20 protein-coding genes and 1 pseudogene are annotated in these 20,836 nt (G+C 58.1%); 17 read left to right on the forward strand and 4 right to left on the reverse strand.

Features of this window, described 5'->3' with window-relative positions:
* The coding region (locus tag NKH70_RS31080; RefSeq protein WP_353027135.1) for a hypothetical protein at positions 1 to 301 on the reverse strand (301 nt) is incomplete at its 3' end.
* Between NKH70_RS31080 and NKH70_RS31085 the strand changes: the two genes are divergently transcribed.
* From NKH70_RS31085 to NKH70_RS31095, 3 genes are all read left to right on the forward strand, one after another.
* Positions 226 to 384: a CoA transferase gene (locus NKH70_RS31085; RefSeq protein ID WP_353027077.1), complete on the forward strand. Its 159-nt coding sequence runs from the start codon at positions 226 to 228 to the stop codon at positions 382 to 384. The genes NKH70_RS31080 and NKH70_RS31085 overlap by 76 nt on opposite strands.
* 710 nt (positions 385 to 1,094) lie before the next feature.
* Complete coding sequence (locus NKH70_RS31090) at positions 1,095 to 2,744, forward strand: N,N-dimethylformamidase beta subunit family domain-containing protein (RefSeq protein WP_353027079.1); 1,650 nt, start codon at positions 1,095 to 1,097, stop codon at positions 2,742 to 2,744.
* A 236-nt stretch (positions 2,745 to 2,980) separates the two neighbouring features.
* Positions 2,981 to 3,673 (forward strand): aspartate/glutamate racemase family protein, encoded by a 693-nt coding sequence (locus NKH70_RS31095; RefSeq protein ID WP_353027081.1) that lies wholly within the window; start codon positions 2,981 to 2,983, stop codon positions 3,671 to 3,673.
* Between the two features lie 178 nt (positions 3,674 to 3,851).
* On the opposite strand, the pseudogene NKH70_RS31100 reads toward NKH70_RS31095, so the two are convergent.
* Positions 3,852 to 4,093: pseudogene (locus NKH70_RS31100) on the reverse strand (cysteine peptidase family C39 domain-containing protein); the annotation flags it as partial.
* 381 nt (positions 4,094 to 4,474) lie between these two features.
* Positions 4,475 to 5,452: a GlxA family transcriptional regulator gene (locus NKH70_RS31105; RefSeq protein WP_353027083.1), complete on the reverse strand. Its 978-nt coding sequence runs from the start codon at positions 5,450 to 5,452 to the stop codon at positions 4,475 to 4,477.
* A 124-nt stretch (positions 5,453 to 5,576) separates the two neighbouring features.
* Between NKH70_RS31105 and NKH70_RS31110 the strand changes: the two genes are divergently transcribed.
* The 6 genes from NKH70_RS31110 (at position 5,577) to purU (ending at position 12,457) form a co-directional block, all read left to right on the forward strand.
* Positions 5,577 to 6,827: a sarcosine oxidase subunit beta family protein gene (locus NKH70_RS31110; RefSeq protein ID WP_353027132.1), complete on the forward strand. Its 1,251-nt coding sequence runs from the start codon at positions 5,577 to 5,579 to the stop codon at positions 6,825 to 6,827.
* A gap of 9 nt (positions 6,828 to 6,836) precedes the next feature.
* Positions 6,837 to 7,127: a sarcosine oxidase subunit delta gene (locus NKH70_RS31115; RefSeq protein WP_353027085.1), complete on the forward strand. Its 291-nt coding sequence runs from the start codon at positions 6,837 to 6,839 to the stop codon at positions 7,125 to 7,127.
* Positions 7,124 to 10,057 carry a sarcosine oxidase subunit alpha family protein gene (locus NKH70_RS31120; RefSeq protein WP_353027087.1) on the forward strand — a complete coding sequence of 978 codons (2,934 nt, stop codon included), beginning with the start codon at positions 7,124 to 7,126 and terminating at the stop codon, positions 10,055 to 10,057. Before NKH70_RS31115 ends, NKH70_RS31120 begins: the two co-directional genes overlap by 4 nt.
* Positions 10,050 to 10,616, forward strand: coding sequence for a sarcosine oxidase subunit gamma (locus NKH70_RS31125; RefSeq protein WP_353027089.1), 567 nt, complete (start codon positions 10,050 to 10,052; stop codon positions 10,614 to 10,616). The genes NKH70_RS31120 and NKH70_RS31125 overlap by 8 nt, the downstream gene beginning before the upstream one ends.
* On the forward strand, positions 10,613 to 11,503 hold the full coding sequence (gene folD, locus NKH70_RS31130) for a bifunctional methylenetetrahydrofolate dehydrogenase/methenyltetrahydrofolate cyclohydrolase FolD (RefSeq protein WP_353027091.1): 891 nt from the start codon (positions 10,613 to 10,615) through the stop codon (positions 11,501 to 11,503). Before NKH70_RS31125 ends, folD begins: the two co-directional genes overlap by 4 nt.
* Before the next feature lie 69 nt (positions 11,504 to 11,572).
* Complete coding sequence (purU, locus tag NKH70_RS31135) at positions 11,573 to 12,457, forward strand: formyltetrahydrofolate deformylase (protein WP_353027093.1); 885 nt, start codon at positions 11,573 to 11,575, stop codon at positions 12,455 to 12,457.
* Between the two features lie 385 nt (positions 12,458 to 12,842).
* On the opposite strand, the gene NKH70_RS31140 is transcribed toward purU, so the two are convergent.
* On the reverse strand, positions 12,843 to 12,971 hold the full coding sequence (locus NKH70_RS31140; RefSeq protein WP_353027133.1) for a hypothetical protein: 129 nt from the start codon (positions 12,969 to 12,971) through the stop codon (positions 12,843 to 12,845).
* A gap of 53 nt (positions 12,972 to 13,024) precedes the next feature.
* Here NKH70_RS31140 and NKH70_RS31145 point away from each other — a divergent pair, with 53 nt between their 5' ends.
* The 8 genes from NKH70_RS31145 to NKH70_RS31180 all read left to right on the forward strand — a co-directional run bounded on the left by NKH70_RS31145 (position 13,025) and on the right by NKH70_RS31180 (position 20,691).
* Positions 13,025 to 13,186, forward strand: a complete 162-nt coding sequence (locus NKH70_RS31145; protein ID WP_353027095.1) for a hypothetical protein — start codon at positions 13,025 to 13,027, stop codon at positions 13,184 to 13,186.
* A gap of 66 nt (positions 13,187 to 13,252) precedes the next feature.
* Entirely contained in the window at positions 13,253 to 14,032 is a 780-nt protein-coding gene (locus tag NKH70_RS31150) for an ABC transporter permease (RefSeq protein WP_353027097.1), read from the forward strand.
* 37 nt (positions 14,033 to 14,069) lie between these two features.
* On the forward strand, positions 14,070 to 15,077 hold the full coding sequence (locus NKH70_RS31155) for an ABC transporter substrate-binding protein (protein WP_353027098.1): 1,008 nt from the start codon (positions 14,070 to 14,072) through the stop codon (positions 15,075 to 15,077).
* Positions 15,078 to 15,163: 86 nt separating this feature from the next.
* Positions 15,164 to 15,964 carry an ABC transporter permease gene (locus NKH70_RS31160; RefSeq protein WP_353027100.1) on the forward strand — a complete coding sequence of 267 codons (801 nt, stop codon included), beginning with the start codon at positions 15,164 to 15,166 and terminating at the stop codon, positions 15,962 to 15,964.
* Positions 15,961 to 16,818, forward strand: a complete 858-nt coding sequence (locus NKH70_RS31165; RefSeq protein WP_353027102.1) for an ABC transporter ATP-binding protein — start codon at positions 15,961 to 15,963, stop codon at positions 16,816 to 16,818. Before NKH70_RS31160 ends, NKH70_RS31165 begins: the two co-directional genes overlap by 4 nt.
* A gap of 394 nt (positions 16,819 to 17,212) precedes the next feature.
* The gene (locus tag NKH70_RS31170) at positions 17,213 to 18,823 is read left to right on the forward strand and encodes a GMC family oxidoreductase (RefSeq protein WP_353027104.1); all 1,611 of its coding nucleotides are present in this window, start codon (positions 17,213 to 17,215) and stop codon (positions 18,821 to 18,823) included.
* Positions 18,824 to 19,085: 262 nt separating this feature from the next.
* Positions 19,086 to 19,271 (forward strand): helix-turn-helix domain-containing protein, encoded by a 186-nt coding sequence (locus NKH70_RS31175; RefSeq protein WP_353027106.1) that lies wholly within the window; start codon positions 19,086 to 19,088, stop codon positions 19,269 to 19,271.
* Positions 19,272 to 20,034: 763 nt separating this feature from the next.
* Positions 20,035 to 20,691, forward strand: coding sequence for an antitoxin Xre/MbcA/ParS-like domain-containing protein (locus NKH70_RS31180; RefSeq protein ID WP_352596149.1), 657 nt, complete (start codon positions 20,035 to 20,037; stop codon positions 20,689 to 20,691).
* Positions 20,692 to 20,836 lie beyond the last annotated feature (145 nt).

Here is a 20,836-nt window from a genome sequence, read left to right on the forward strand (position 1 = left end):
GCCCTGATAGCCTGAAGTCGCCCTCACGTATGTGAAAGTTCATAGAATTCTTTGTTACGTCGCGGTGTCGAAGTACATTAATGGCATTTTGCGTGCCATGGCGACTGAACAGCCGCAGGCCGTTCACCGTTAATCCAATCCAATATGTTGCGGTTTTACGAATTATGACAGTAGTAACATCGATTGCGGTAAGCTCGGCACTCACAGTGTGTTCAACATTATTAAATGGAGCTTCACGTGATCGGATCACCACTTGAAGGAGTGAGCGTGCTAAGTCTCGCAGAACAATATCCTGGTCCATATACAACCCTGCTACTGGCAGACCTAGGCGCAGATGTCACTCTGATCGAGAGGCCCAACGGCGGTGATCCCGCCCAGATTTGAAAGCATCCAGTTATCAAAGGCGTAGTCGGTCGACTGGACGAGAGCCCGCTATGCCGGCGCCAGTCGGCAGCGGCAAATGCGACGCAAGTCCGGGCGGCGAGAGTGTCGACAGCGACGGACTGGAGATGTCATCGGCGACGCGACCATTGGGTGGGCAGGGGCGGTTGCCCCGGCGATCCGGGAGGTACGTGCCGCATGTCCGAAGCCGACGTCGGTCGAGCTTGGCCGGATAGGCGTGGCGAATTGAGTCACGGGCGGAAAGTGGCGATCAAGGTTGGCAAATCTGGCGCTGATGGAAGACCTATCGGCACCTGACTCTCAAGCATGGTGCGCCATCTCCGAGTTGCATCGCGGCAGCGGCCAGTCAGTTGCTCCAGTTTTGCATTGACACGCGGTGTAGGAGCGCTATGGTTGGAACGACGTTCTATTAGAAAGGTGGTTCCAGATGAGTGGTCACCGCCCGCATCCGCTCCATTTGGCCAGGCGCGGTTGAAGCTGGCGTAGGTCCCCTCCAAGTCCGACGTTTTGTGGGCATGGATCAAGGTTCTGTCAGCGGTTTTTCTGACTCAATTTAAAGAATAAAAGCTTCCGAACACGGTCGCGAAGGAACAAGTACATAGCGGATACATGCCGATGGGGAGTTGAGACGCGTAATTTGCCTTAGCCGCTCGCAACGTGTGCGGTGAACAACGGAATGCTAGGAGAGCGTGATGAGCAGCGACGTGAGTGCCGGACTCCCGAGCCAGGAGCGTTTTGCATTTATTCCTCGGAGACAGGGGTTCGACGGAGTGAAGACGCTCTACTACGAGACTGTCTTCCAGGATCCGAGTCACCTCGAGGTATTTACGTATACTGATCGCATGTCGTACAGGCCTGGGGATGTCGTGCGGTTCCACACCAGCACGACTGCAGAGCGTTTCGACATCAGCATCGTCAGGGATGGTCTGAGATCTCAGACAATTGCTCAGCTGGAAAATATACGCGGCGAGTCGGCGGGGCTCCGCGATCGCTTTTACGAGCGAGGCTGCGATTGGGCGCAGAGCCATGCATGGAAAATTCCTGATGACGCACCCGCTGGGTTTTATATCGCGACTAGTCATGCAAGCCGGAGCGAGCAGCGCCAGGAGCAGGAACACGGTTTCTTTGTTTTACCCCGCAAAGGTCAGCAAAAACAAATTCTCATGGTCGCCGCAACATGTACCTGGACGGCGTACAACGATTGGGGCGGCTACAGTCACTATGTTGGTCACCATTTGCCCGGCGACTGGTCTTTCAGATTCACCCCCAGGATCACCCTGCATCGCCCCTGGGCGAGAGGTTTCATCTGGCTGCCACAGGGAGCTCCGCGGAAGACCGCGAGACAAACGACGCCCTTGGGGTCGCCACTCCGCTATGTTCAGGATGAATTCGCGTGCTCTCGGGGTTTTAGCAAGTTTTACACCAGCGCCGGCTGGGCGAACTATGAGCGGCCATTCCTGTGCTGGGCGGAGGCTGAGGGGTTTGGGGTCGATGTCGTTTCTCTGGCCGACATGGCCGCGGATCCAGATCTGTTAGCTGGATACAAATGCGTAGTGTTCGTTGGCCACGATGAATACTGGACTTGGGAGATGCGTGAAGCAATAGAGCGGTACATCAAGAGCGGAGGGAATGTGGCGCGCTTCGCGGGCAACTTCTGGTGTCAGGTTCGCCTGGAAGACAACGGAACGACTCAGGTCTGCTACAAGGGAAAGGCGGCCGAGAGAGATCCGTTCGCGGGCACGAAGGACGAGCGCCGCTTGGCGACCAATTGGTCCGATCCCCGAGTTGGCTGGCCTATAGAACGCACCTTTGGTCTTAATGCGGATTACGGAACGTTTGCAGGTGTAGGCGGGATGGCAGCCCGGGGAGTCGGCGGCTTCACGCTCTACGAGCCTAATCACTGGGCGTTTGAAGGACTGTACCTGGGGTACGGTGATGTTATTGGCGCCGAGGCGCAAATTTTTGGTTATGAAGTCGACGGATTGGATTACGAGATGATCGACGGCATGCCACGCCCGAGCGCGCGCATGCAGACCCCTGAGGGCCTGAAGATTCTAGCGATGGGGCTTGCCAGCAACCTAGAAGTAGGCCCCCCGTGCAAGGGTAGCATTCTGTGGTGGGGGGACACTACGGAGGGAGTTGCACTCGACCGCTATGGTGTCGACACTGAGAGGGCCCGGGCCGCCGCCGCTCGGGGGTCTGGAATGATTGTGGACTTCCAGTTGGGACGCGGCTCTGTATTTCATGCCGGTAGCTGCGAGTGGGTAGCGGGAATCCAGCAACGCGATCCTGCTACGTGTCGTGTCACGCGCAATGTATTGGATCGCTTTACACGATCCTAGGGTCGCCGATCCTGAACAATTGAACTCTTCAGGTAGCCAGCCGAATTGGCCCAGTCTGAAGCGGGTTGCATTGCGGTTTTAGGTAAGTCGAAGTCGCGAATAACCGCCCCATTCGAAAGATGAGGGCTACTGTGGAGTGATAATACATGGTCGATTCTCCTCTTGCCCAAAGTAAGCGGTGGCCCTCTTGGGTTAAGCCCCGAATGGCGTTTCACGGTGCACCGGTTGGTATCTTAATGCTTGATCGCCTGCCCGTACCCGGCATCCGCCCTTATATACCCGGCGACACCGGCAATGCCACCACGTGGAGTGTCCCTGTGCGCTACAAGACGGTGCCCGGCCTCACTGTCCCCCGGATTTTTGCCGGTGAAATGACATCGGCTGTGGTTCAGGCGGCGACCGAGCTGGTACGTGAGGGTGCGCAGTTGATCACCTGCGGCTGCGGGTACTCGATCCGATATCAGGAAGCGGTCCGCGCCGCGGTAGACGTGCCGGTGTTTTTATCAAGCCTTCTCCTCGCTCCTTTTCTCGAAAAGACGCTTCCCGCAAACAAGGCGCTCGGCATCATTGTGGCAGACAAGTCTGCACTAACTCAGGACATGTTGGAAATGACCGGGCTGCGAGCTGATATCGGGCGTAGGGTGGTCGTCGCCGGACTCGAGGACACTCCCGCCGGCCCTGCTTTGCTTAAGGGCGAGGGGGGCGACGCAGATATCGGCGCCTTCAAGACCGAGGTCGTCAATGCCGCGGTGGCTCTACAAAAGGACCGACCAGACATCGGGATGCTGCTGCTTGAGTGCGGCGACTTGCCGCCTTACGCCGCGGCGGTCCAGCAGGCGACGGACGGCATTCCGGTCTTCGACTATACGTCGATGGTTGAGTTCTTCATCGGTGGGCTGATACGCAGACCGTTCACGGGCCTCCTCTGAAGGCAATCGGATCGATTCGCGCGGAACCGCTGCTGAGGCCAGCAGTCTCCACCGTGTTCGGCGGGTGGACACCCTCCTAAGATGGACTAATCTCCGAGAAGGGGGTTACTAGTCGAACGCAAACCTGTCTGTACTCTGAGGGACGCTGGATCGATCTCAACTGGGCAGCGGAATTGTGCTGCGCGAAGCAGGCGAGAGGCGACGTGGTCTCGTCGCGGCGCTTGAAGATGTTTGCGGGAAGAGGAGCACCAGGACGCCAGTCCACTGCGCCTTGAACTCTTTGCGCAACAGCCTGCCGATTTCGCCATGGGCCGGGTCCATGACGGTGACCCACTTCGCGTCTATCGGCTGGATTACGACGAAATGGTGCAGGACTCCCTTGACAATTACATGCGCGACCGCGGGCTTGAGGGTCTTGTAGGCTGTCGAAGCTATCGCTCTGCGGCGCCCGATGGTCAAGCGAGCCGGGACCATTCTGGATCTCGGTCGTCCCGCGCCCGAGAGGGCCCGGCTTGCAAGCCCGATCAAGCGGTCCCTTTTTCTCCGCTATTGACCCATTCGCACTTGACTAATTCGCGTCGAAGATGCTCGCTGAAAAGGTGGTCGTGCTCACTCGTTCATCGGCAACATCCCGCCGGCGAAGGCGAGGCACGTTCGTGCGCCACTTGCTGGGTATATGGGTATGGCGGCGCGATTCGATCAAACGGCCGCCCGAAACCCGGCGCAATTCAGAGCGGCTAGCATTTTAAGATGCGAGATGAAAGGCAACAAGAGCAACTGTCTTGCCTACAAGTTCGCTGGCTAATGTACGCCATGGCGGCTCCGTTTTCGTCGGCTGGCGGGACCGACTCCGAAATAATCCTGAAAGGCGTGTGAGAAATGGCTGCGGTTGGAAAAGCCCGTGGCAAGCGCCACCTCGGTGATCGGGAGGTTCGACTGTTGTAGTATCTCGTCGGCCTTCTCCAACCGCAGAGACCGATAGAACTGCATCACGCTCTGTCCCAGCTGTTCCTTTGCCAACCGCTCCAATTGTCGCGCACCGATACCGCTCAGATGCGCCAGATCTTCCAGCTTCAACGGGTCGGCGATATGGCTCGTCATCAGCTCGACGATAGCGACCAGCGCAGGATGGTGCAGATCGTACTTCCGAACCGGGTCCAGCTGCTGCGGAGCCTCGGCCTGTCGGACGCCGGTGTGAATGAACCAGTCGCTCACCGCGCGCGCCAATTCCATACCATGGTCTGAAGCGATCAGCGCATGAGCCATGTCCATGGGCGCCATGCCGCCGGCGCAGGTAAAGCGGTCGCGATCGATGACGAAGAGGCGGCGTTCGATCAGCGCCTCAGGATAGATCTCGCGCATTGCATCGATATGTTGCCAGTGGATCGTAAACCGGCGTGACGACATCACACCCGCCGCGGCCAGGATTGCCGCCCCGCCTGAGATCCCGCCCAAAGGCACTCCCGACCGGGCGAGACGGCGCAGCCAAGCCAGGATACTGTCGTCTCGATAGGTGAGCGGGTTCCCGCCGGCGACGACGAAGAGAATACCGAAATCAGTGCCGGCTTCTGAAACAGGCTCTGTCTCGAACGCGCCCGAGACGGAACTGCGCATCCACCCGCCTTGGGCCGAGATGAAGTTCAGATCGTAAAGGGTCCGCCCGCTAAGAAGGTTGGCGGCGCGCAGTGGCTCGACCGCGGAGGCCGCGGACATCAGGGCATAGCCTTCAATCAGCAGGAAACCGTATCGCTGCGCGCTGCCGTGATTCCCGTCAATCATCCCGTGGGAAACCTATCGTCCACATCGTCCGCACATGTCCGGCAAAAGCACACATAAGTCAATTTTGAAAACACCTCACTGTCCTTGCCGTGACATAGTCTCGGCAGTCCAAGGAGTTCTTGATATGAAGTTTTCGGGCTTCCGCGTTTTTGCTGAAGCGCTCAAGGGGCACACCGGGTGGGGGCCTCTCTGGCGCAATCCTGATCCAAAGTCTTCCTACAATTATTTGATTGTCGGCGGGGGCGGCCACGGCCTGGCGACGGCCTATTACCTGGCCAAGACCTTCGGGCGATCTCGTATCGCCGTGCTCGAGAAGGGTTGGCTCGGATCCGGGAATGTTGGGCGAAACACGACGATCATCCGATCGAACTACCTGCTTGCCGGCAACGAGCCCTTCTATGAGTTCTCGATGAAGCTCTGGGAAGGGCTGGAGCAGGAGCTCAACTTCAACGCGATGGTTTCCCAACGCGGTATCATCAATCTCTTTCATACGGATGCGCAGCGCGATGCCTTCCGCCGCCGCGGCAACGCTATGATGCTGGCGGGGGCGGGCGCCCAACTGCTAGGTCGAGAGGAACTGCGCGCCATGGTTCCGTTCCTGAACTACGACAACGCGCGCTTCCCGATCAAAGGCGGCCTGATGCAGCCGCGTGCGGGCACCGCGCGGCACGACGGCGTGGCCTGGGGCTATGCGCGCGGGGCCGACAGTCATGGCGTGGACCTAATCCAGAATTGCGAGGTGACGGGTTTCCGGGTCGATCGCGGCAAGTTGCATGGCGTGGAGACGTCGCGCGGCTATATCGCAGGTGACAAGGTCGGCGTGGCAGTGGCGGGTTCCTCGGGCCGCGTCATGGCAAGGGCCGGAATGCGGCTTCCGATCGAAAGCCATGTTTTGCAGGCCTTTGTCACGGAGGGGCTCAAACCCACCATTCCCGGTGTGATCACGTTCGGGGCAGGCCATTTCTACATCAGCCAGTCCGACAAGGGCGGGCTAGTCTTCGGCGGCGACATAGACGGCTACAATTCCTATGCCCAGCGCGGCAACATGCCGGTGGTGGAGGACGTCGCGGAAGGCGGCATGGCGCTGATGCCCATGATCGGGCGGGCGCGGCTCCTGCGCATGTGGGGGGGCGTCGTTGATATGTCGATGGACGGTTCGCCGATCATCGACCGCACGCATATTGATGGCCTCTATTTCAACGGCGGCTGGTGTTATGGCGGCTTCAAGGCGACGCCAGCCAGCGGCTATGCCTTCGCCCATCTTCTTGCCACCGGCGCACCCCACGAGACCGCGCGCGCCTACCGCATCGACCGTTTCGCACGCGGACGTGCCGTTGACGAGCGCGGCGCCGGTGCCCAGCCCAATCTCCACTAAGGCGGTCCAATGCTGATTCCACATCCACTTCTGGGCCTGCGGAATGCGCAGGAATTCACCTATTTGGGCGACGCGCGGCTCATCGACCGTCCAGACCCATCCGCGCCCGATGCCGAGGCCGCCTTCTGCGATTACGTTTTTCTGCGCGACAACCCGGCGAGCGTGCACCGCGAGCTGTGGTTCCACGAGCAGGGTGACCGGTCATGGCTGGTGGTGACTCGCGACACCGTCACCCATGAAGTCCTCGGTGCGGAGCTGGCGCGCAATGTCGCGCTTGCGCAAAATAGGTGCGGCAAATGACACGGCTATTCGGAGGGCTGATTGACCGCTCGCAGATTCTGAACTTCACCTTCGACGATAAACGGTATCAGGGCCATGCCGGCGACACGCTCGCTTCGGCGCTTCTGGCCAATGGCGTGCGTCTTGTGGGCCGCAGCTTCAAGTATCACCGCCCGCGCGGGGTGCTCTCGGCCGGTTCGGAGGAACCGAACGCTCTGGTCGAACTGCGGACGGGGACACGGCAGGAGCCGAACACGCGCGCCACGGTGGTGGAGCTGTTCGAGGGGCTGGAGGCGCGAAGCCAGAACCGCTGGCCCTTACTTGGGTTTGATGCATTGGCGGTGAATGATCTGCTGTCGCCGTTTCTTACGGCCGGGTTCTATTACAAGACGTTCATGTGGCCGAAAGGCTTCTGGGAAAAGCTCTATGAGCCGGCGATCCGCAAAGCGGCGGGCCTCGGGCGACTCTCCATGCAGGCCGACCCGGATACATACGACAAGGGCTTCCTCCATTGCGACCTTTTGGTCATCGGCGGGGGGGCGGCCGGGCTTGCTGCAGCGCTGACGGCGGCGCGCGGGGGCGCACGTGTGATTTTGGCCGACGAGGATTTCCGCCTGGGCGGGCGGCTTCTGTCCGAGACGGAAACGCTGGACGGAGGGCAAACCACCGACTGGATATCAGCGATGGAGGCTGAATTCGAGAGCCTGCCGAACATTTGCGTGATGCGTCGCACGACGGTTTTCGGCGTCTATGATCACGGGGTCTATGGCGCGGTGGAAAGCGTTTCCGATCACCTCCCAGTGGCAACTGGGCGTGTGCGCCAGACACTCTGGCGTATCACGGCGAAACGCGCGGTGCTGGCGGCCGGCGCGACCGAGCGCCCCATCGCCTTTGCCGACAATGACCGTCCGGGAATCATGCTGGCCGGCGCAATGCGGGCTTACGCCAATCGCTGGGCGGCATGTCCGTCCGAGACAGTCGCCGTCTTCACCAATAACGATGACGGGCATCGCACCGCGCGCGACCTCGCCGCCAAGGATGTCCAGGTCGGCGCCGTCATCGACGTGCGCCCCGAGGCGAAGGCTCGCGGTGACTACCGACTGATCGCGGGGGGCATGGTGACTGGCTCACGCGGCCGGCTTGGGCTGAAGTCGATCGAGGTTCAGGCAAACGGCAGGTCCGAATGGATCGAGTGCGGCGCGCTTGGGGTCTCTGGCGGCTGGAACCCGAATCTGCATCTCTTTTCGCATCATCGCGGTCGGCCTGTTTGGAATGAACCGCTGCAGGCGTTCCTGCCTGGGGAGGATGGGCCTCTAGGATTAATTCCGGCAGGTGCGGCGGCGGGCAATTTTTCCACCCCCGACACCTTGCGTTCCGGCGCGCGAGCCGCACAGCGTGCGATGGACGAACTTGGAATCGCGGCATCGTTGCCCGATTTGCCGCGCGCCGAGGAGGCAGACTACACGGTTGCGCCCGTCTTCCATGTACCGGGCAAGGGGCGCGCCTGGGTCGATTTCCAGAATGACGTGACAGTGAAGGATATCAAGCTCGCCCATGCCGAGAACATGCGGCCGGTAGAGCATCTGAAACGCTACACGACTCTGGGCATGGCGACGGACCAGGGCAAAACCGCAAACGTGACCGGGCTTGCCGTGATGGCGGAGCTAACCGGGAGGTCGATCCCGGAAACTGGGACAACGGTTTTCCGCCCACCTTACACTCCAGTGACGCTGTCGGTCCTGGGCGGCGGCGATATAGGGCCGCATTTCCGACCGCGCCGCCTGACACCGACTCATCATTGGGCAGAAGCGAAAGGCGCCGTGTTCGTCGAGGTCGGCCAGTGGATGCGTGCGCAATACTATCCGCGTCCGGGCGAAACGCAATGGCGCCAGAGCGTGGACCGCGAGGCCAGGGCCGTGCGCAGGGCGGTGGGCCTGTGTGACGTGACCACGCTCGGCAAGATTGATGTGCAGGGCGCCGACGCGGGCGAGTTTCTCAACCGGCTCTACTGCAACATGATGGTCACGCTGAAAGTCGGTCGAGTCCGCTACGGGCTGATGCTGCGCGAAGACGGCTTTGCCTATGACGACGGCACCTGTGCGCGCCTTGCCGATGATCACTACTTGGTCACCACGACCACGGCCAATGCGGGGCTAGTCTACCGCAATATGGAGTTCGCCCGGCAGTGCCTTTGGCCGGAACTTGAGGTCCAGATCATCTCCACGACCGATGCCTGGGCCCAGATCGCCGTCGCCGGACCGAAGTCGCGCGCTCTGCTCGCCCGCGTCGTTGACGGGTTCGACCTGTCGAACGAAGCCTTCCCCTTCATGGCCTGCGCGGAGCTCACCGTCTGCGACGGCCTGCGCGCGCGGCTCTTCCGCATCTCCTTCTCGGGCGAACTCGCCTATGAGGTTGCGGTTCCCGCCCGATACGGCCACACATTGACGGAGCGGCTGATGGAATTAGGAGCCGATCTTGGAGCGACGCCCTATGGCACCGAGGCTCTGGGCGTGCTGCGGATCGAGAAGGGCCACGCCGCCGGCCCCGAATTGAACGGACAGACGACGGCCCCCATGCTCGGACTTGGCAGTATGGTGTCGCAGAAGAAGGATTCCGTCGGCGCTGTGATGTCGCGGCGCGAGGGCCTTGCGGGCGACAGGCGACGCCTGGTGGGGCTGCGGCCCGTCGATCCGGCCGGGAAGGTGGTCAGCGGCTCGCATCTTTTTGCGGAAAGCGCACCGCGGAAATTCGATACCGATCAGGGTTGGATCACGTCGGCTTGCTACAGTCCGCATGTCGGCTCGATGATCGGTCTTGGTTTCCTCGAGAACGGCGATGAACGGCTGGGGGAGGTGATCGTGGCCGCGAACCCGCTCGAAGGCGAAAGCGCGCGCCTGCGCGTCGTGCCGGCGCATTTTGTCGATCCTGAAGGAGCACGTCTTCGTGAGTGACCTGAGACCCATCACTGCGCTCGGTGCGGCGATATCACGCCTCGCTTCGTTCGGGGCGTTGGACATCCGTGAGAACACGGGGTTCGCGCTGGCCTCTCTGGCGCTGCACCGCGGAACCGTTGAGCCCAAGCCGTTCGGCCTCACTCTTCCCGGACCCGGCCGCTGGGTTGCAGGGCAGGGGGTTGCCGCGCTGTGGACCGGACCGGATCAGTGGATGATCGAGTACGAAGGCCGCGCCGAGCTGGATTTTGCCGCCGAGCTCAAGCAACTCGCCCCCGGCTGCTCGGTAACGGAGCAGACCGATGGCTGGGTCGCGTTCGAGATCTTTTCGCCGGCCGGCTCAAGCCCTGTCGAGGCATTGCTGTCGAAGCTTGTTAACGTCGATCTCGCGGACTTTGGCCCGGGCCTTGCGACGCGTACCGGCCTTGAGCATATGAGCTGTTTCGTCATCCGCCGCAGCGACGCTCATGTCGCCGTGCTGGGCGCGCGCTCGTCGGCCGGATCGCTCTGGCACGCACTGGAAACGGCGGCGAAGCGGCTAGAGGAAAGGGTAACATGACTGCTCAGATCATCGACGGCAAAGCGTCCGCGGCGCAGCTACGTTCAAGGGTTGCTGGGCATGTGGCCTGGCTCAAGGAGGAGCACGGCATTACGCCGGGCCTGGCTGTGGTTCTGATAGGCGATAATCCGGCGTCGGAAGTCTATGTGCGCAACAAAGGACGGCAGACTATCGAAGCTGGCATGAGCAGCCTTGAACACAAGCTGCCCACTGAAACATCTCACGCCGATCTGCTTGCTCTAATCGAGCAGCTGAATTCCGATCCTGAGATTCACGGTATTCTCGTCCAACTGCCTCTACCCAAACATCTGAAAGCCGATCTGGTGATCAATGCGATCCATCCGGCAAAGGACGTCGATGGGTTTCACATTTCGAATGTCGGGCTTCTCGGTATCGGACAAAATGCGATGGTGCCGTGTACCCCGTTGGGGTGTCTTATGATCCTGCGCGGCCATCTGGGCGATCTGTCCGGGCTCGAAGCGGTGGTCGTGGGGCGCTCGAACATCGTCGGAAAACCGATGGCGCAGCTTCTGCTAGGCGATAGCTGCACCGTAACCATCGTTCATTCGCGTACACGCGATCTAGCATCAATTTGCCGCCGGGCCGACATCCTCGTGGCTGCCGTCGGCCGCCCAGAAATGATCCCCGGCGAATGGATCAAGCCGGGCGCAACCGTGATCGACGTTGGCATCAATCGGATCGCGCGGGACGGCAAGCAGCAACTGGTTGGCGACATGGATTTCAGCAGCGCGGCGGAGATAGCTGGTGCGATAACGCCCGTGCCGGGAGGTGTCGGTCCCATGACCATCGCCTGTCTGCTCGCCAACACGGTCACGGCCTGCTGCGGTGCCCACGGGCTGCCCGCGCCAGAGGGACTGACCTTATGAGCCGCTTCATCCGGCCTTCTGTCTGACGCGCCCGCACAAAACTTTACTGAACACACGAGCAAGTTCGATATGGACAAATACTGCCTGACGGTCACCTGCAAATCGAGGCGCGGGATCGTCGCCGCCATCGCGGGCTACCTCGCCGAGAACGGCTGCAACATAACCGACAGCTCGCAATTTGACGATACGCAGACCGGCAACTTCTTTATGCGCGTCAGCTTCAGTTCCGAAGAGGGCATTGGGCTCGACACACTGCGCAATGGGTTTGCCGACACCGGCGAGGCGTTCGGAATGGACTTCGCCTTCCATGACGAGAGCCAAAAGATGAAGGTGATCATCATGGTCTCGCGCTTCGGCCATTGTCTCAATGACCTTCTGTACCGCTGGCGCATCGGAGCGCTACCAGTGGACATTGTGGCGGTGATATCGAACCACTTTGACTACCAGAAGGTGGTCGTGAACCATGACATCCCGTTCCATCTTATCAAAGTGACGAAACAAAATAGGCGCGAAGCCGAAGCGCAGCAGATGCGCATCGTCGAGGAGACCGGCGCGGAGCTGATCGTGCTCGCCCGCTACATGCAGGTGCTGTCGGATGAGATGTGCCATAAGATGTCTGGCCGCATCATCAACATCCACCACTCTTTCCTGCCCTCCTTCAAGGGGGCAAACCCCTACAAGCAGGCCTTTGAGCGCGGGGTGAAGCTCATTGGCGCGACCTCGCACTATGTCACCGCCGATCTTGACGAGGGGCCGATCATCGATCAGGACATCGTGCGCGTAACGCACGCCCAAAGCCCATCTGACTATGTATCGCTCGGGCGCGACGTCGAAACCCAGGTGCTCGCACGTGCGATCCACGCGCATATCCACCGCCGTGTCTTCCTCAACGGGAACAAGACAGTGGTCTTCCCCGCTTCGCCGGGCTCGCACGCTTCGGAGCGGAGGGGATGAAGGCATAGGAATAAAATCTGATTCTATGCCGAGATTTCGCAGCCTGGCGGTGCAGACAGTTACGTGGCACTTCGACAAAGGATTGTCGATTAATGCGCAAAGAAATCGCAATTTGATTTTTCTGGTTCTGAGCATCCGATCAGCCTTGCGGGCGTTGGCGAAGGATTTTGCACGGCACCCGTTTGGGCCGGACACCAGGCGTGATCCCCGCCGCCTCTTCTATCTGGGCAGTCAAAAGAGCGAGGCATCCGTCGAGCGATCCGAAAAATCGGGGCGAAGCAGTTTTCTCCTGCCTCCTATAGTCTGACCTCCACCCAATCGAGCAGGTCTTCGCCAAGCTGAAGACGTCCTTACCGAAAGCTGCCGCCCGATAGCAACGTGTCTCCTACAAAGATGGAACTGGCCCGGCGAAAAAGCAGAGCGCCTTCATCTCGTCGCCGATGGCAGTGCGCCCAGCCGAGAGCCGGATGTGAGACTTCGGCATCGGGATGCGGGCGAGCGCGATGGCACGCACGAATCCGATCAGTGGGGTCGGAGTCGGCAAGGGCGTTCCGGGGGTCGGGATGAATGTTGATCAGCATGCTTTCCGAAGGCTCGGGCAAATTTGACCAGCATGCCCTGCCGATCGGCCATCTCCCCAGTGTGCCGACAATGCCGCCGCGCAAGATCTTGATGCCGCTGACCACGGATATTGTCGGTCATTTTTCAAAAACCGATTTCCGCTGTTGACTCAATTAAAAAAAAGGCCAATGATGGAACGACGTTCCAGATGAGTAGACGTTTCAAGTGAGATCGATGGTCGGACTGCGAAGCCCTTCGGGAAAGAAGATCAACCTGCCAGATTGGCTGATCGCGTCGTTTTGGATCTTGGTCGTGGCAGCGATGTGGTTCGCCGCTGTCAGGTATTTGAAAATTCCAGATTATATCCTTCCGAGTCCTGAGCTCGTCGTCGCTTGGATCGTCGATAGGCCGGGCTATTTCTTGGCTGCGACCGCTTCCACACTTGAGCTCATAGCTATCGGCTTTTGCGCTGGTATCGCAGCTGCCATTCCGGTTGGCTTCGCGCTCGCGAAAATACAATGGCTGGAGCGAACACTGTATCCCTTCATCGTTTTCCTCCAGACCATGCCACTCATCACGATTGTGCCGGTGCTGATCATTTGGCTCGGATACGGGCTGGCTTCGACTTGGATTTTGGTTGCTTTCAGCGTCTTCTTCCCCGTCGCGGTGAACACAATTACAGGGGTCCGCAGCACACCCGATCGACTTTTCTTCGTCACGAGGACCATGGGGGCTAGCCGTCTTCAAACCTGGAGACACGTCGATTGGCCTATGGCGCTTCCTTACTTGATGAGCGCCTTTCGCATATCTTTGGCCGCCGCCGTCACGGTCTCCGTAGTCGCTGAATTCATAGCCTCAAACGACGGGCTCGGATACGCGGCATTGCGGGCCGTCAAGAATAGGGACACCGTCCAAGTTTTTGCGGTGGTGCTAATAACAGCAGCCCTAGGGGTCCTGCTTAATGCAATTGCTCAGGTTCCGGAACAAAGACTCTTAAGAAAATACCGGGATTGAGAGTAAAGGTGAGGTCAACAACCAGAAGGTGGAGCACATGTTGAATTTTCGAAAGTGTTGGACGCGAGCCGCCGGAATCGGCCTTGTACTTGCGGCTGTCGCGAACTCGTCAGTCGGGGCGGCAGAAAAGGCCAAGGTAACCCTCAACTGGCTGCCAGATAATGCAAGCGTCGGAATTATCTACGCTGATGCTCTTGGCTACTATAAAGATGCCGGGATTGAGCTTGAAATAGAGCCCGGAAAGGGTTCGGGAGCGACATCGCAGTTGGTCGCGGGTGGCAGTACCGACATCGGGCTTGCTGCCGCTTCAAGCGCGATTGGGATTGCAGCAAAGGGAGCTCCACTCAAAATCATCGCGCCAATTTGGCAGGTGGCTGATTGGGGTATCACGTCTCTTAAGGATACGCCAATCTCAAGTCCAAAGGACCTGGAAGGGAAAACGATTGCTGTTCAGCCGGGCAGTGCGGACATGCCTCTTTTTGACACGATGGTCCGTGCCAATGGCGTCGACAAGTCAAAGATCAATCTTCAAATGACGGCTGGCACAGGGGGGATCGGTCTTTTGGCGGAGAAGAAAGTCGATGGTGTTTCGGCCGCGCCCGGCGACATTATGATCCCGCTCGCCGAGAAGGGGATTGAGGCTAAACAAATGTTCTACAAGGATTGGGGTGCGTCGATCCCCGGACTGAGCCTGATCGCCCGGGAGGACAAGCTCCAACAGAATCCCGAATTCTACAAGAAGTTCGTTGATGCGACCCTCAGAGGGTACGCGGCGGTCGCCAAGAATCCGGAGGCTGCCATCGATGCCCTCCGGGAGCGCTATCCCGATGCCGCGGCTAAGGAGGTCCTGCTGGAGGAGTTGACAAAGTTTGCAATTCCTGAGTGGTGTGCGCCTGGCGCGCCGGGTCTCGGCAAGTTGCCTGCCGATCATTGGGCCATGGCGGGAGAGATTCTTACCGCGACCTTTGGGTCTCTGGGCGATGGCGGCATCGAAGCGAAGTACACCGAAGCCTATCTTCCGAACCCGCTTCCTGCATGTCCCTGACCGCAAAGGATGGTGGTTCGCGCAACTGTTGCGCGCACCACCATTTCTTTTTCTTTACATAGCCGGATCAAAAAAAGCAGAAAACTATGGCCAACGCGTTTGCCGAAATCTCAAGGCCCTTCCGACTTCACGTCTGGAGAGGGGCCGAACGGATAGTCCCACCAGCATCACTTCTGATCGTACTCCTCGTTACCTGGCAATTCAGCAGCGACTGGTTTGACGTGCCAAAATACCTTCTTCCGGCGCCAACTGACTTCATGGGCAGGTTCGTCGCCGATTGGAGGGTGATCGGCTATCACGCTCTGGCCACCGGGTACGTCGTTGTGATTGGTTTTATCATCGCAACGTTGATTGCGATCCCACTGGGGCTGGCAATCGCCTCATACCCATCGCTGCGGCGCAACTTAATGCCGGTGATCGTTTTTTTCGAGATAATACCCAAGACCATCACGGCTCCCCTTTTTGTTGTATGGCTCGGCTTCGGGTTTCCACCTCGCATCATTTTGACAGTGGTGATGACGTTCTTTCCGATTTTGTTAAACAGCATTGCTGGATTCACATCAATTAACCCGCGGCTGCACCTCATCACGAAATCCATGGGCGCCAGCCCGTGGCAGTCCTTTCGCTTCATTCGACTTCCAGCGGCGATGCCATACATTTTTACCGGGATGAAGATTGGGATGGTATACGCAGTGGCAGGCTGTATAACGGCCGAATTCATCGGTGCAAATGAAGGTCTTGCGGCGATGATACTACAAGCGTCAGATTACATGGACCTTCAGTTAATGTTTTCTGGAATAATTGCGACAGCCATGCTCGGAGCGTTACTAACAGGAATTTTACTTGGCCTAGAAAAGTGGCTGATGCCTTGGAGGAGCGACCAGTGAGCGGAATCCCTAGTTTAGATGACAAAGTGACTCAAATGCGAACTCCACATGTGGTCAAGGGCGTACCACCTCTCGCAGTTGCGCAAGAGAGGCGCAAATTTATCGCCGCATCGGATGTTTCCAAATCATTTGGAGCTTTCCGCGCCCTTGGGCCGGTTAGCGTCGATATCGGCGAAAGAGAATTTGTAAGCATTCTCGGCCCCTCTGGATGTGGCAAGAGTACCCTGATGCTAATTGTCGCGGGGTTGCTTAAACCAACGAAAGGACTTATCGAAGTCAACGGAAAAGTCCTTACAAGTCCAATGACTGATGTTGGAATTGTATTCCAAGATCATTTGCTACTTGAGTTCCGGACTGCTATTGAGAACGTCCTTCTTCAGCAAGAAATCCGACGTCTTGACCGCACTGCAACCCGAAAGCATGCGGAGGAACTGTTCCAAAAGCTTGGACTTTCCGGGGCTGAAACGCGCTATCCACGGCAATTGTCGGGCGGAATGCAGCAGCGCGTCGCTATCGCTCGTGCCTTGGTTCATGATCCCTCGGTTCTGCTGATGGATGAGCCATTCGGGGCTCTTGACGCCATTTCACGGACGCAAATACGGCATGACCTTGAAACGCTATGGATGGAGACATCCAAGAGCGTTCTGTTCATCACCCACTCAATCGAGGAAGCAATCGGGTTGTCAGACCGGATTTTGGTCATGTCGAACTCCCCTGGAAAAATTGTCGAGGAGATACGCATCGATTTGCCAAGGCCACGGCCCGCTTACCTTGGGCAGTATCCAGAATTCGATAAATATGCGGAGCAGATCTACAGGATTTTTGAGAAACTGGGTGTTTACCGCTTCAAGTAGAGGGCGACAGTGATGCTCAGCAGCATTTCGAGCAGTGCGAAATCTATGACGCGTCAGTAGTGAAGACGGCAAAGGTGGAGAGCGCCGACTCTCTCGGAAGAATAATAGTGGGATCAGCTGATTTAGCCATATTGGAAGTGACGATCAGATCGGAGCCTCTACCTCACGCCACTTCCCAGTGCAACTGGTCCAATTTGTCGATCCCAAGATTGACGTGACGTACCATTGGAACATTGTTCTTGCAATATGGGGGAGGGCGCAGCGTTGCGTTTAGCCTCTCTGAGTGCTGAGTCTCAGCCGAAACACTAAATAGTCACCGCAAACCGCGATTACAGTCAGAGGTCAGGCGCTCGTCGAGGGCCACCTTGCATTAGAAACGAGTATGGATCCGAGAATGGTCAAAGCTTGGGATTTTGAGACCGATTATTGCGTCGCTGGCGCTGGGTCCGCTGGCAGCGTCATCGCCGCTCGCCTATCCGAGGATGAGAGCTCGGTGCTGTTGTTGGAGGCCGGCCCGAGCGACTGGAACCCTTTCATCCACATCCCCGCAGGATACTTCTATCTGTTGAAGGATCGCCGCTTCAACTGGATGTACAAGACCGAGCCGAATCCTTTGACCTTCGATCGGAGCATCATTGCTCCTGCCGGCAGAGGTCTCGGGGGCAGCAGTTCCATAAACGGCATCCTATTCGCGAGAGGACAAGCTGCTGAATATGACTGGTGGGCTGAGGACCTGGGATGCCAGGGTTGGGATTATGAAGGATTACTTCCGTACTTTAGAAAAGCAGAGACCTTTGTAGGCGAAGAGTCCCAGCATCGCGGCACCTTCGGTCCCGTGACGGTCGCCCCGTTTCGCACGGTTCATCCGCTTGCACAGGATTTTGTAAGAGCGGCTACCCAGGCTGGATATGCTGAGGTAGCAGACATGAATGCTCCCGACAGGGAGGGCGCTAGCCTCTTCCAACAGAATCGCAATGGTCGTTTTAGGGCGAATACCGCCTCGGCTTACCTTCGTCCCGCCTTGAAGAAAGGCCGCAATCTGCGGGTCGAGACGAATGCAATTTGCGCTCGGATTGTATTTGCAGGAAAGAAAGTGGATGGCATTGAGTTTGTCCAAAATGGACATCGCCGACGAGTGAAGATAAATCGTGAGCTGATTGTTTCTTGTGGCACTCTGCGGTCGCCGCAATTGCTCCAACTAAGCGGGATCGGGGATCCGGCACACCTGAAGCAAGTCGGCGTTCCAGTCGTTCACGCCTCACCCAAGGTCGGCCAGAATCTTCGTGACCAGTATTTGGTTAGGATCTCTCATCGCACTCAGGGTATCCTCACGATCAACGAAATGAACAATTTCGCGACCATTGCCCTGGAGGCATTGAAATATCTCACCCAGAATAGGGGACTGCTCACCCTGGGAGCGAGTATGGCTTCTCTCTACTGCAGGAGTTCCCCATCAGCAAAATTTGCCGATCTGCAACTTATGTTCGCCCCAGTGAGTTTTTCGCCTTCAGTACCAGGCGCTCTTGAGAGTGCAGGGGGAATGACAATGGGCGTATTCTTGACCTGCCCCGACAGCACCGGGAGTGTGTTGGTTCGCTCCTCAGACCCTCGAGAGTTGCCCGCCATAAGTCCGAACTATCTTAGCGCGCCAACGGACTGGCCGCGACTGCTTGTTGGATTGCGCGCTGCTCGGCGAGTATTTGAAATGGACGCTCTCAAAAGGTGGAGTGTGTGCGAGACGACCCCTGGCCCCGGCGTAGCCACCGACGACGAACTGTACGACTTTGCGCGACGCGTAGGTTCAACGGCCGCTCACTATGCCGGCACATGCCAGATGGGTTCAGATGACACGAGTGTAACGGATACTTCGCTTCGCGTTCGCGGAGTGTCAGGTCTGAGAGTAGTCGATAATTCTGTCCTCCCGAGTCCCGTGTCGGGCGGGATGAATGCTACAGCAATCGCGGTTGCCGAGAGAGCTGCAGACCTCATTCGAGGACGCGTCTGATCCCTCGCTGATCGAGCCGTGGTGAGATGTTACCCCTGGAGTGCCCTCCGTTTGAATTGGACTCCGTGGAAAGGAGACAGAAATGAAGAAAAGCCTGTCGAGCGAGGAACATATCAGCGTTCTGAAGGAGCACAGCTAGGCAGGGATTCCAGCGGCGGAGGTGTGCCCCAAGCATGGGAGTTTCGGAGGCGACCTTCTATAATTGGCGGTAACCGACATGGCGGCATGGAAGTCTTGCATGCTCGGCGGCTGAAGAGCCTCGATGGTGAGAAACGCAGAGCAAGAAGCTGCTGGCAGAATCGATGCTGGCGGGCTGACGGCGGCAGCCGAAGAGCCCAAGATCGCCCAATCGGCAGTCAGCCGGCATGTCGCTAATCTCGAGCGGGAACTTGCGGTCGCCCTGTTCACGCGCAAGGGCAATCGGCGCGACTGCCGGTATCCCATCTAGCGGCATCCGTTTCCGGTATCCCATTTTTATAGCGTTACTCATCCGTCGAGAGGCCCATCATTGAGCAGGATACCGCGCGTAAACGGTAAGCGATGCGCCGAGGCACCTTGCAACAGGCCGATGAACATGGAGGGTTCGGGCCAGGACATTTGAACATGCAGATATGGTCGCCGAGTTAAGGCCTGCTGCGGCGGCGGCCGAAGATCTGGCAACGGTGCCCGGGCGCGTGCGGCAGCCGAACGTATGGCTGGATCGAGCGATCTTGGAGAGAAAAAATGAATCGCCCACGACAGGCCTTCAACATTGTGATGAAGGATTTGCGGCGCATTCTTGTCCAATGCGATGAGCCAACGGTGAGGCATGCACACTGCCAGTAAATGGGTGCCTCAAATTAGCTGTCGAACGTACAGTTCGTCCAAACGCGTAATACGTTCAATTTGTCCAACTAACACTCAAGAAATAGTTGCATAAAAGCAACGTCTAAATTACATAAGGCGGGCAAGCTAAACTTTGAACTTGCACAAACGAGCGTTGCGGATAGCGTCACGCTGCTAAGGAACACCGCTTATCTGCATCTGTTTCGATCGTGGGGACAAAAACGGTCGTCCATCGACGTTCTTTGTTGAGAGGCACAAGTTGAAGCCGCAAGACGGCTGCTAGGTTGCGCGCATACGAAAACGCAACACATCGCCGTCCCCCCAACTTCATGTCTTTAACGCTCTTTCGGCGGCTTGCTGAGGGAATGCTATTGGGAAAGCCAGATATGTCCGCGTCGAGTGATCTTGGGGATGAAAAGCGCCAGACCGAGCTTTCAAGCTTTGTCATGAGGGAGGTGCAGCGCATTCTTGCCCAATGCGATGAGGCGAAGCAGGGTGACAAGGCTGCTGTTGCGCCTTCTGGTTCTCCTTCCAACGAATTGACCGTCGTGGCCGCCGAATTTCTTGGTAGGCTCGAGGCCGAAGCAGCGCGACGGCTAAACGCCCAGGCGGGTGAGATCGCTTCGCGACCACGGGCAGCCGATCATCCGCTCGGGCATCCGGTTCTGAAAGATTGCCCGAGAGAAGGCGCGCGCATTGCAGAATGGGCCGGTCCAGTTGCGGGGTCGACGCATCTCGAGAGACGTTTTGGAATACCGCGGTCCACTTTGTATTGGTGGCAGCAACACAATGATGTGGTTGCCTTTCGGAGAGGCTCCCGCAAGCATGTATTTCCCCTAGCTCAGTTCATCGACGGCAGGCCTATGCCCGGAATCAGGCAGGTCCTTTCCTCGATCTCCGATCCCAGACTGGCTTGGCTGTGGCTGATCAGCCCCTCGCCTCTTCTCAAGGGTCGCGTCCCTATCGAATTGCTCAGAGAAGGTATGAACACAGAAGTTGTTACATCCGCCGCCCAGGCTGTTTCTCTGATTGAATCTATCTGACAATTGGCCGGATGCCGATGGCTGTCCGCGCATTATGTAAGTGCGCACAAGCAGATGTACCAATTGTGCGATTTGTGCAAATGTATAGTTGTTCAATTTGTGCAAGTAACACAATAGATTTAGTGGCAATAATGCAACGGATACT

Source organism: Mesorhizobium sp. M0991, from assembly GCF_040318915.1.
GTDB lineage: Bacteria > Pseudomonadota > Alphaproteobacteria > Rhizobiales > Rhizobiaceae > Mesorhizobium.

What these genes read in the sequence shown, in the direction of transcription:
- NKH70_RS31085 (WP_353027077.1), top strand. Translation starts at nt 226, where the DNA reads ATGGAGCTTCACGTGATCGGATCACCACTTGAAGGAGTGAGCGTGCTA.
- NKH70_RS31090 (WP_353027079.1), top strand. Translation starts at nt 1,095, where the DNA reads ATGAGCAGCGACGTGAGTGCCGGACTCCCGAGCCAGGAGCGTTTTGCA.
- NKH70_RS31095 (WP_353027081.1), top strand. Translation starts at nt 2,981, where the DNA reads ATGCTTGATCGCCTGCCCGTACCCGGCATCCGCCCTTATATACCCGGC.
- NKH70_RS31105 (WP_353027083.1), bottom strand. Translation starts at nt 5,452, where the DNA reads ATGATTGACGGGAATCACGGCAGCGCGCAGCGATACGGTTTCCTGCTG.
- NKH70_RS31110 (WP_353027132.1), top strand. Translation starts at nt 5,577, where the DNA reads ATGAAGTTTTCGGGCTTCCGCGTTTTTGCTGAAGCGCTCAAGGGGCAC.
- NKH70_RS31115 (WP_353027085.1), top strand. Translation starts at nt 6,837, where the DNA reads ATGCTGATTCCACATCCACTTCTGGGCCTGCGGAATGCGCAGGAATTC.
- NKH70_RS31120 (WP_353027087.1), top strand. Translation starts at nt 7,124, where the DNA reads ATGACACGGCTATTCGGAGGGCTGATTGACCGCTCGCAGATTCTGAAC.
- folD (WP_353027091.1), top strand. Translation starts at nt 10,613, where the DNA reads ATGACTGCTCAGATCATCGACGGCAAAGCGTCCGCGGCGCAGCTACGT.
- purU (WP_353027093.1), top strand. Translation starts at nt 11,573, where the DNA reads ATGGACAAATACTGCCTGACGGTCACCTGCAAATCGAGGCGCGGGATC.
- NKH70_RS31145 (WP_353027095.1), top strand. Translation starts at nt 13,025, where the DNA reads ATGTTGATCAGCATGCTTTCCGAAGGCTCGGGCAAATTTGACCAGCAT.
- NKH70_RS31150 (WP_353027097.1), top strand. Translation starts at nt 13,253, where the DNA reads ATGGTCGGACTGCGAAGCCCTTCGGGAAAGAAGATCAACCTGCCAGAT.
- NKH70_RS31155 (WP_353027098.1), top strand. Translation starts at nt 14,070, where the DNA reads ATGTTGAATTTTCGAAAGTGTTGGACGCGAGCCGCCGGAATCGGCCTT.
- NKH70_RS31160 (WP_353027100.1), top strand. Translation starts at nt 15,164, where the DNA reads ATGGCCAACGCGTTTGCCGAAATCTCAAGGCCCTTCCGACTTCACGTC.
- NKH70_RS31170 (WP_353027104.1), top strand. Translation starts at nt 17,213, where the DNA reads ATGGTCAAAGCTTGGGATTTTGAGACCGATTATTGCGTCGCTGGCGCT.
- NKH70_RS31175 (WP_353027106.1), top strand. Translation starts at nt 19,086, where the DNA reads ATGGTGAGAAACGCAGAGCAAGAAGCTGCTGGCAGAATCGATGCTGGC.
- NKH70_RS31180 (WP_352596149.1), top strand. Translation starts at nt 20,035, where the DNA reads ATGTCCGCGTCGAGTGATCTTGGGGATGAAAAGCGCCAGACCGAGCTT.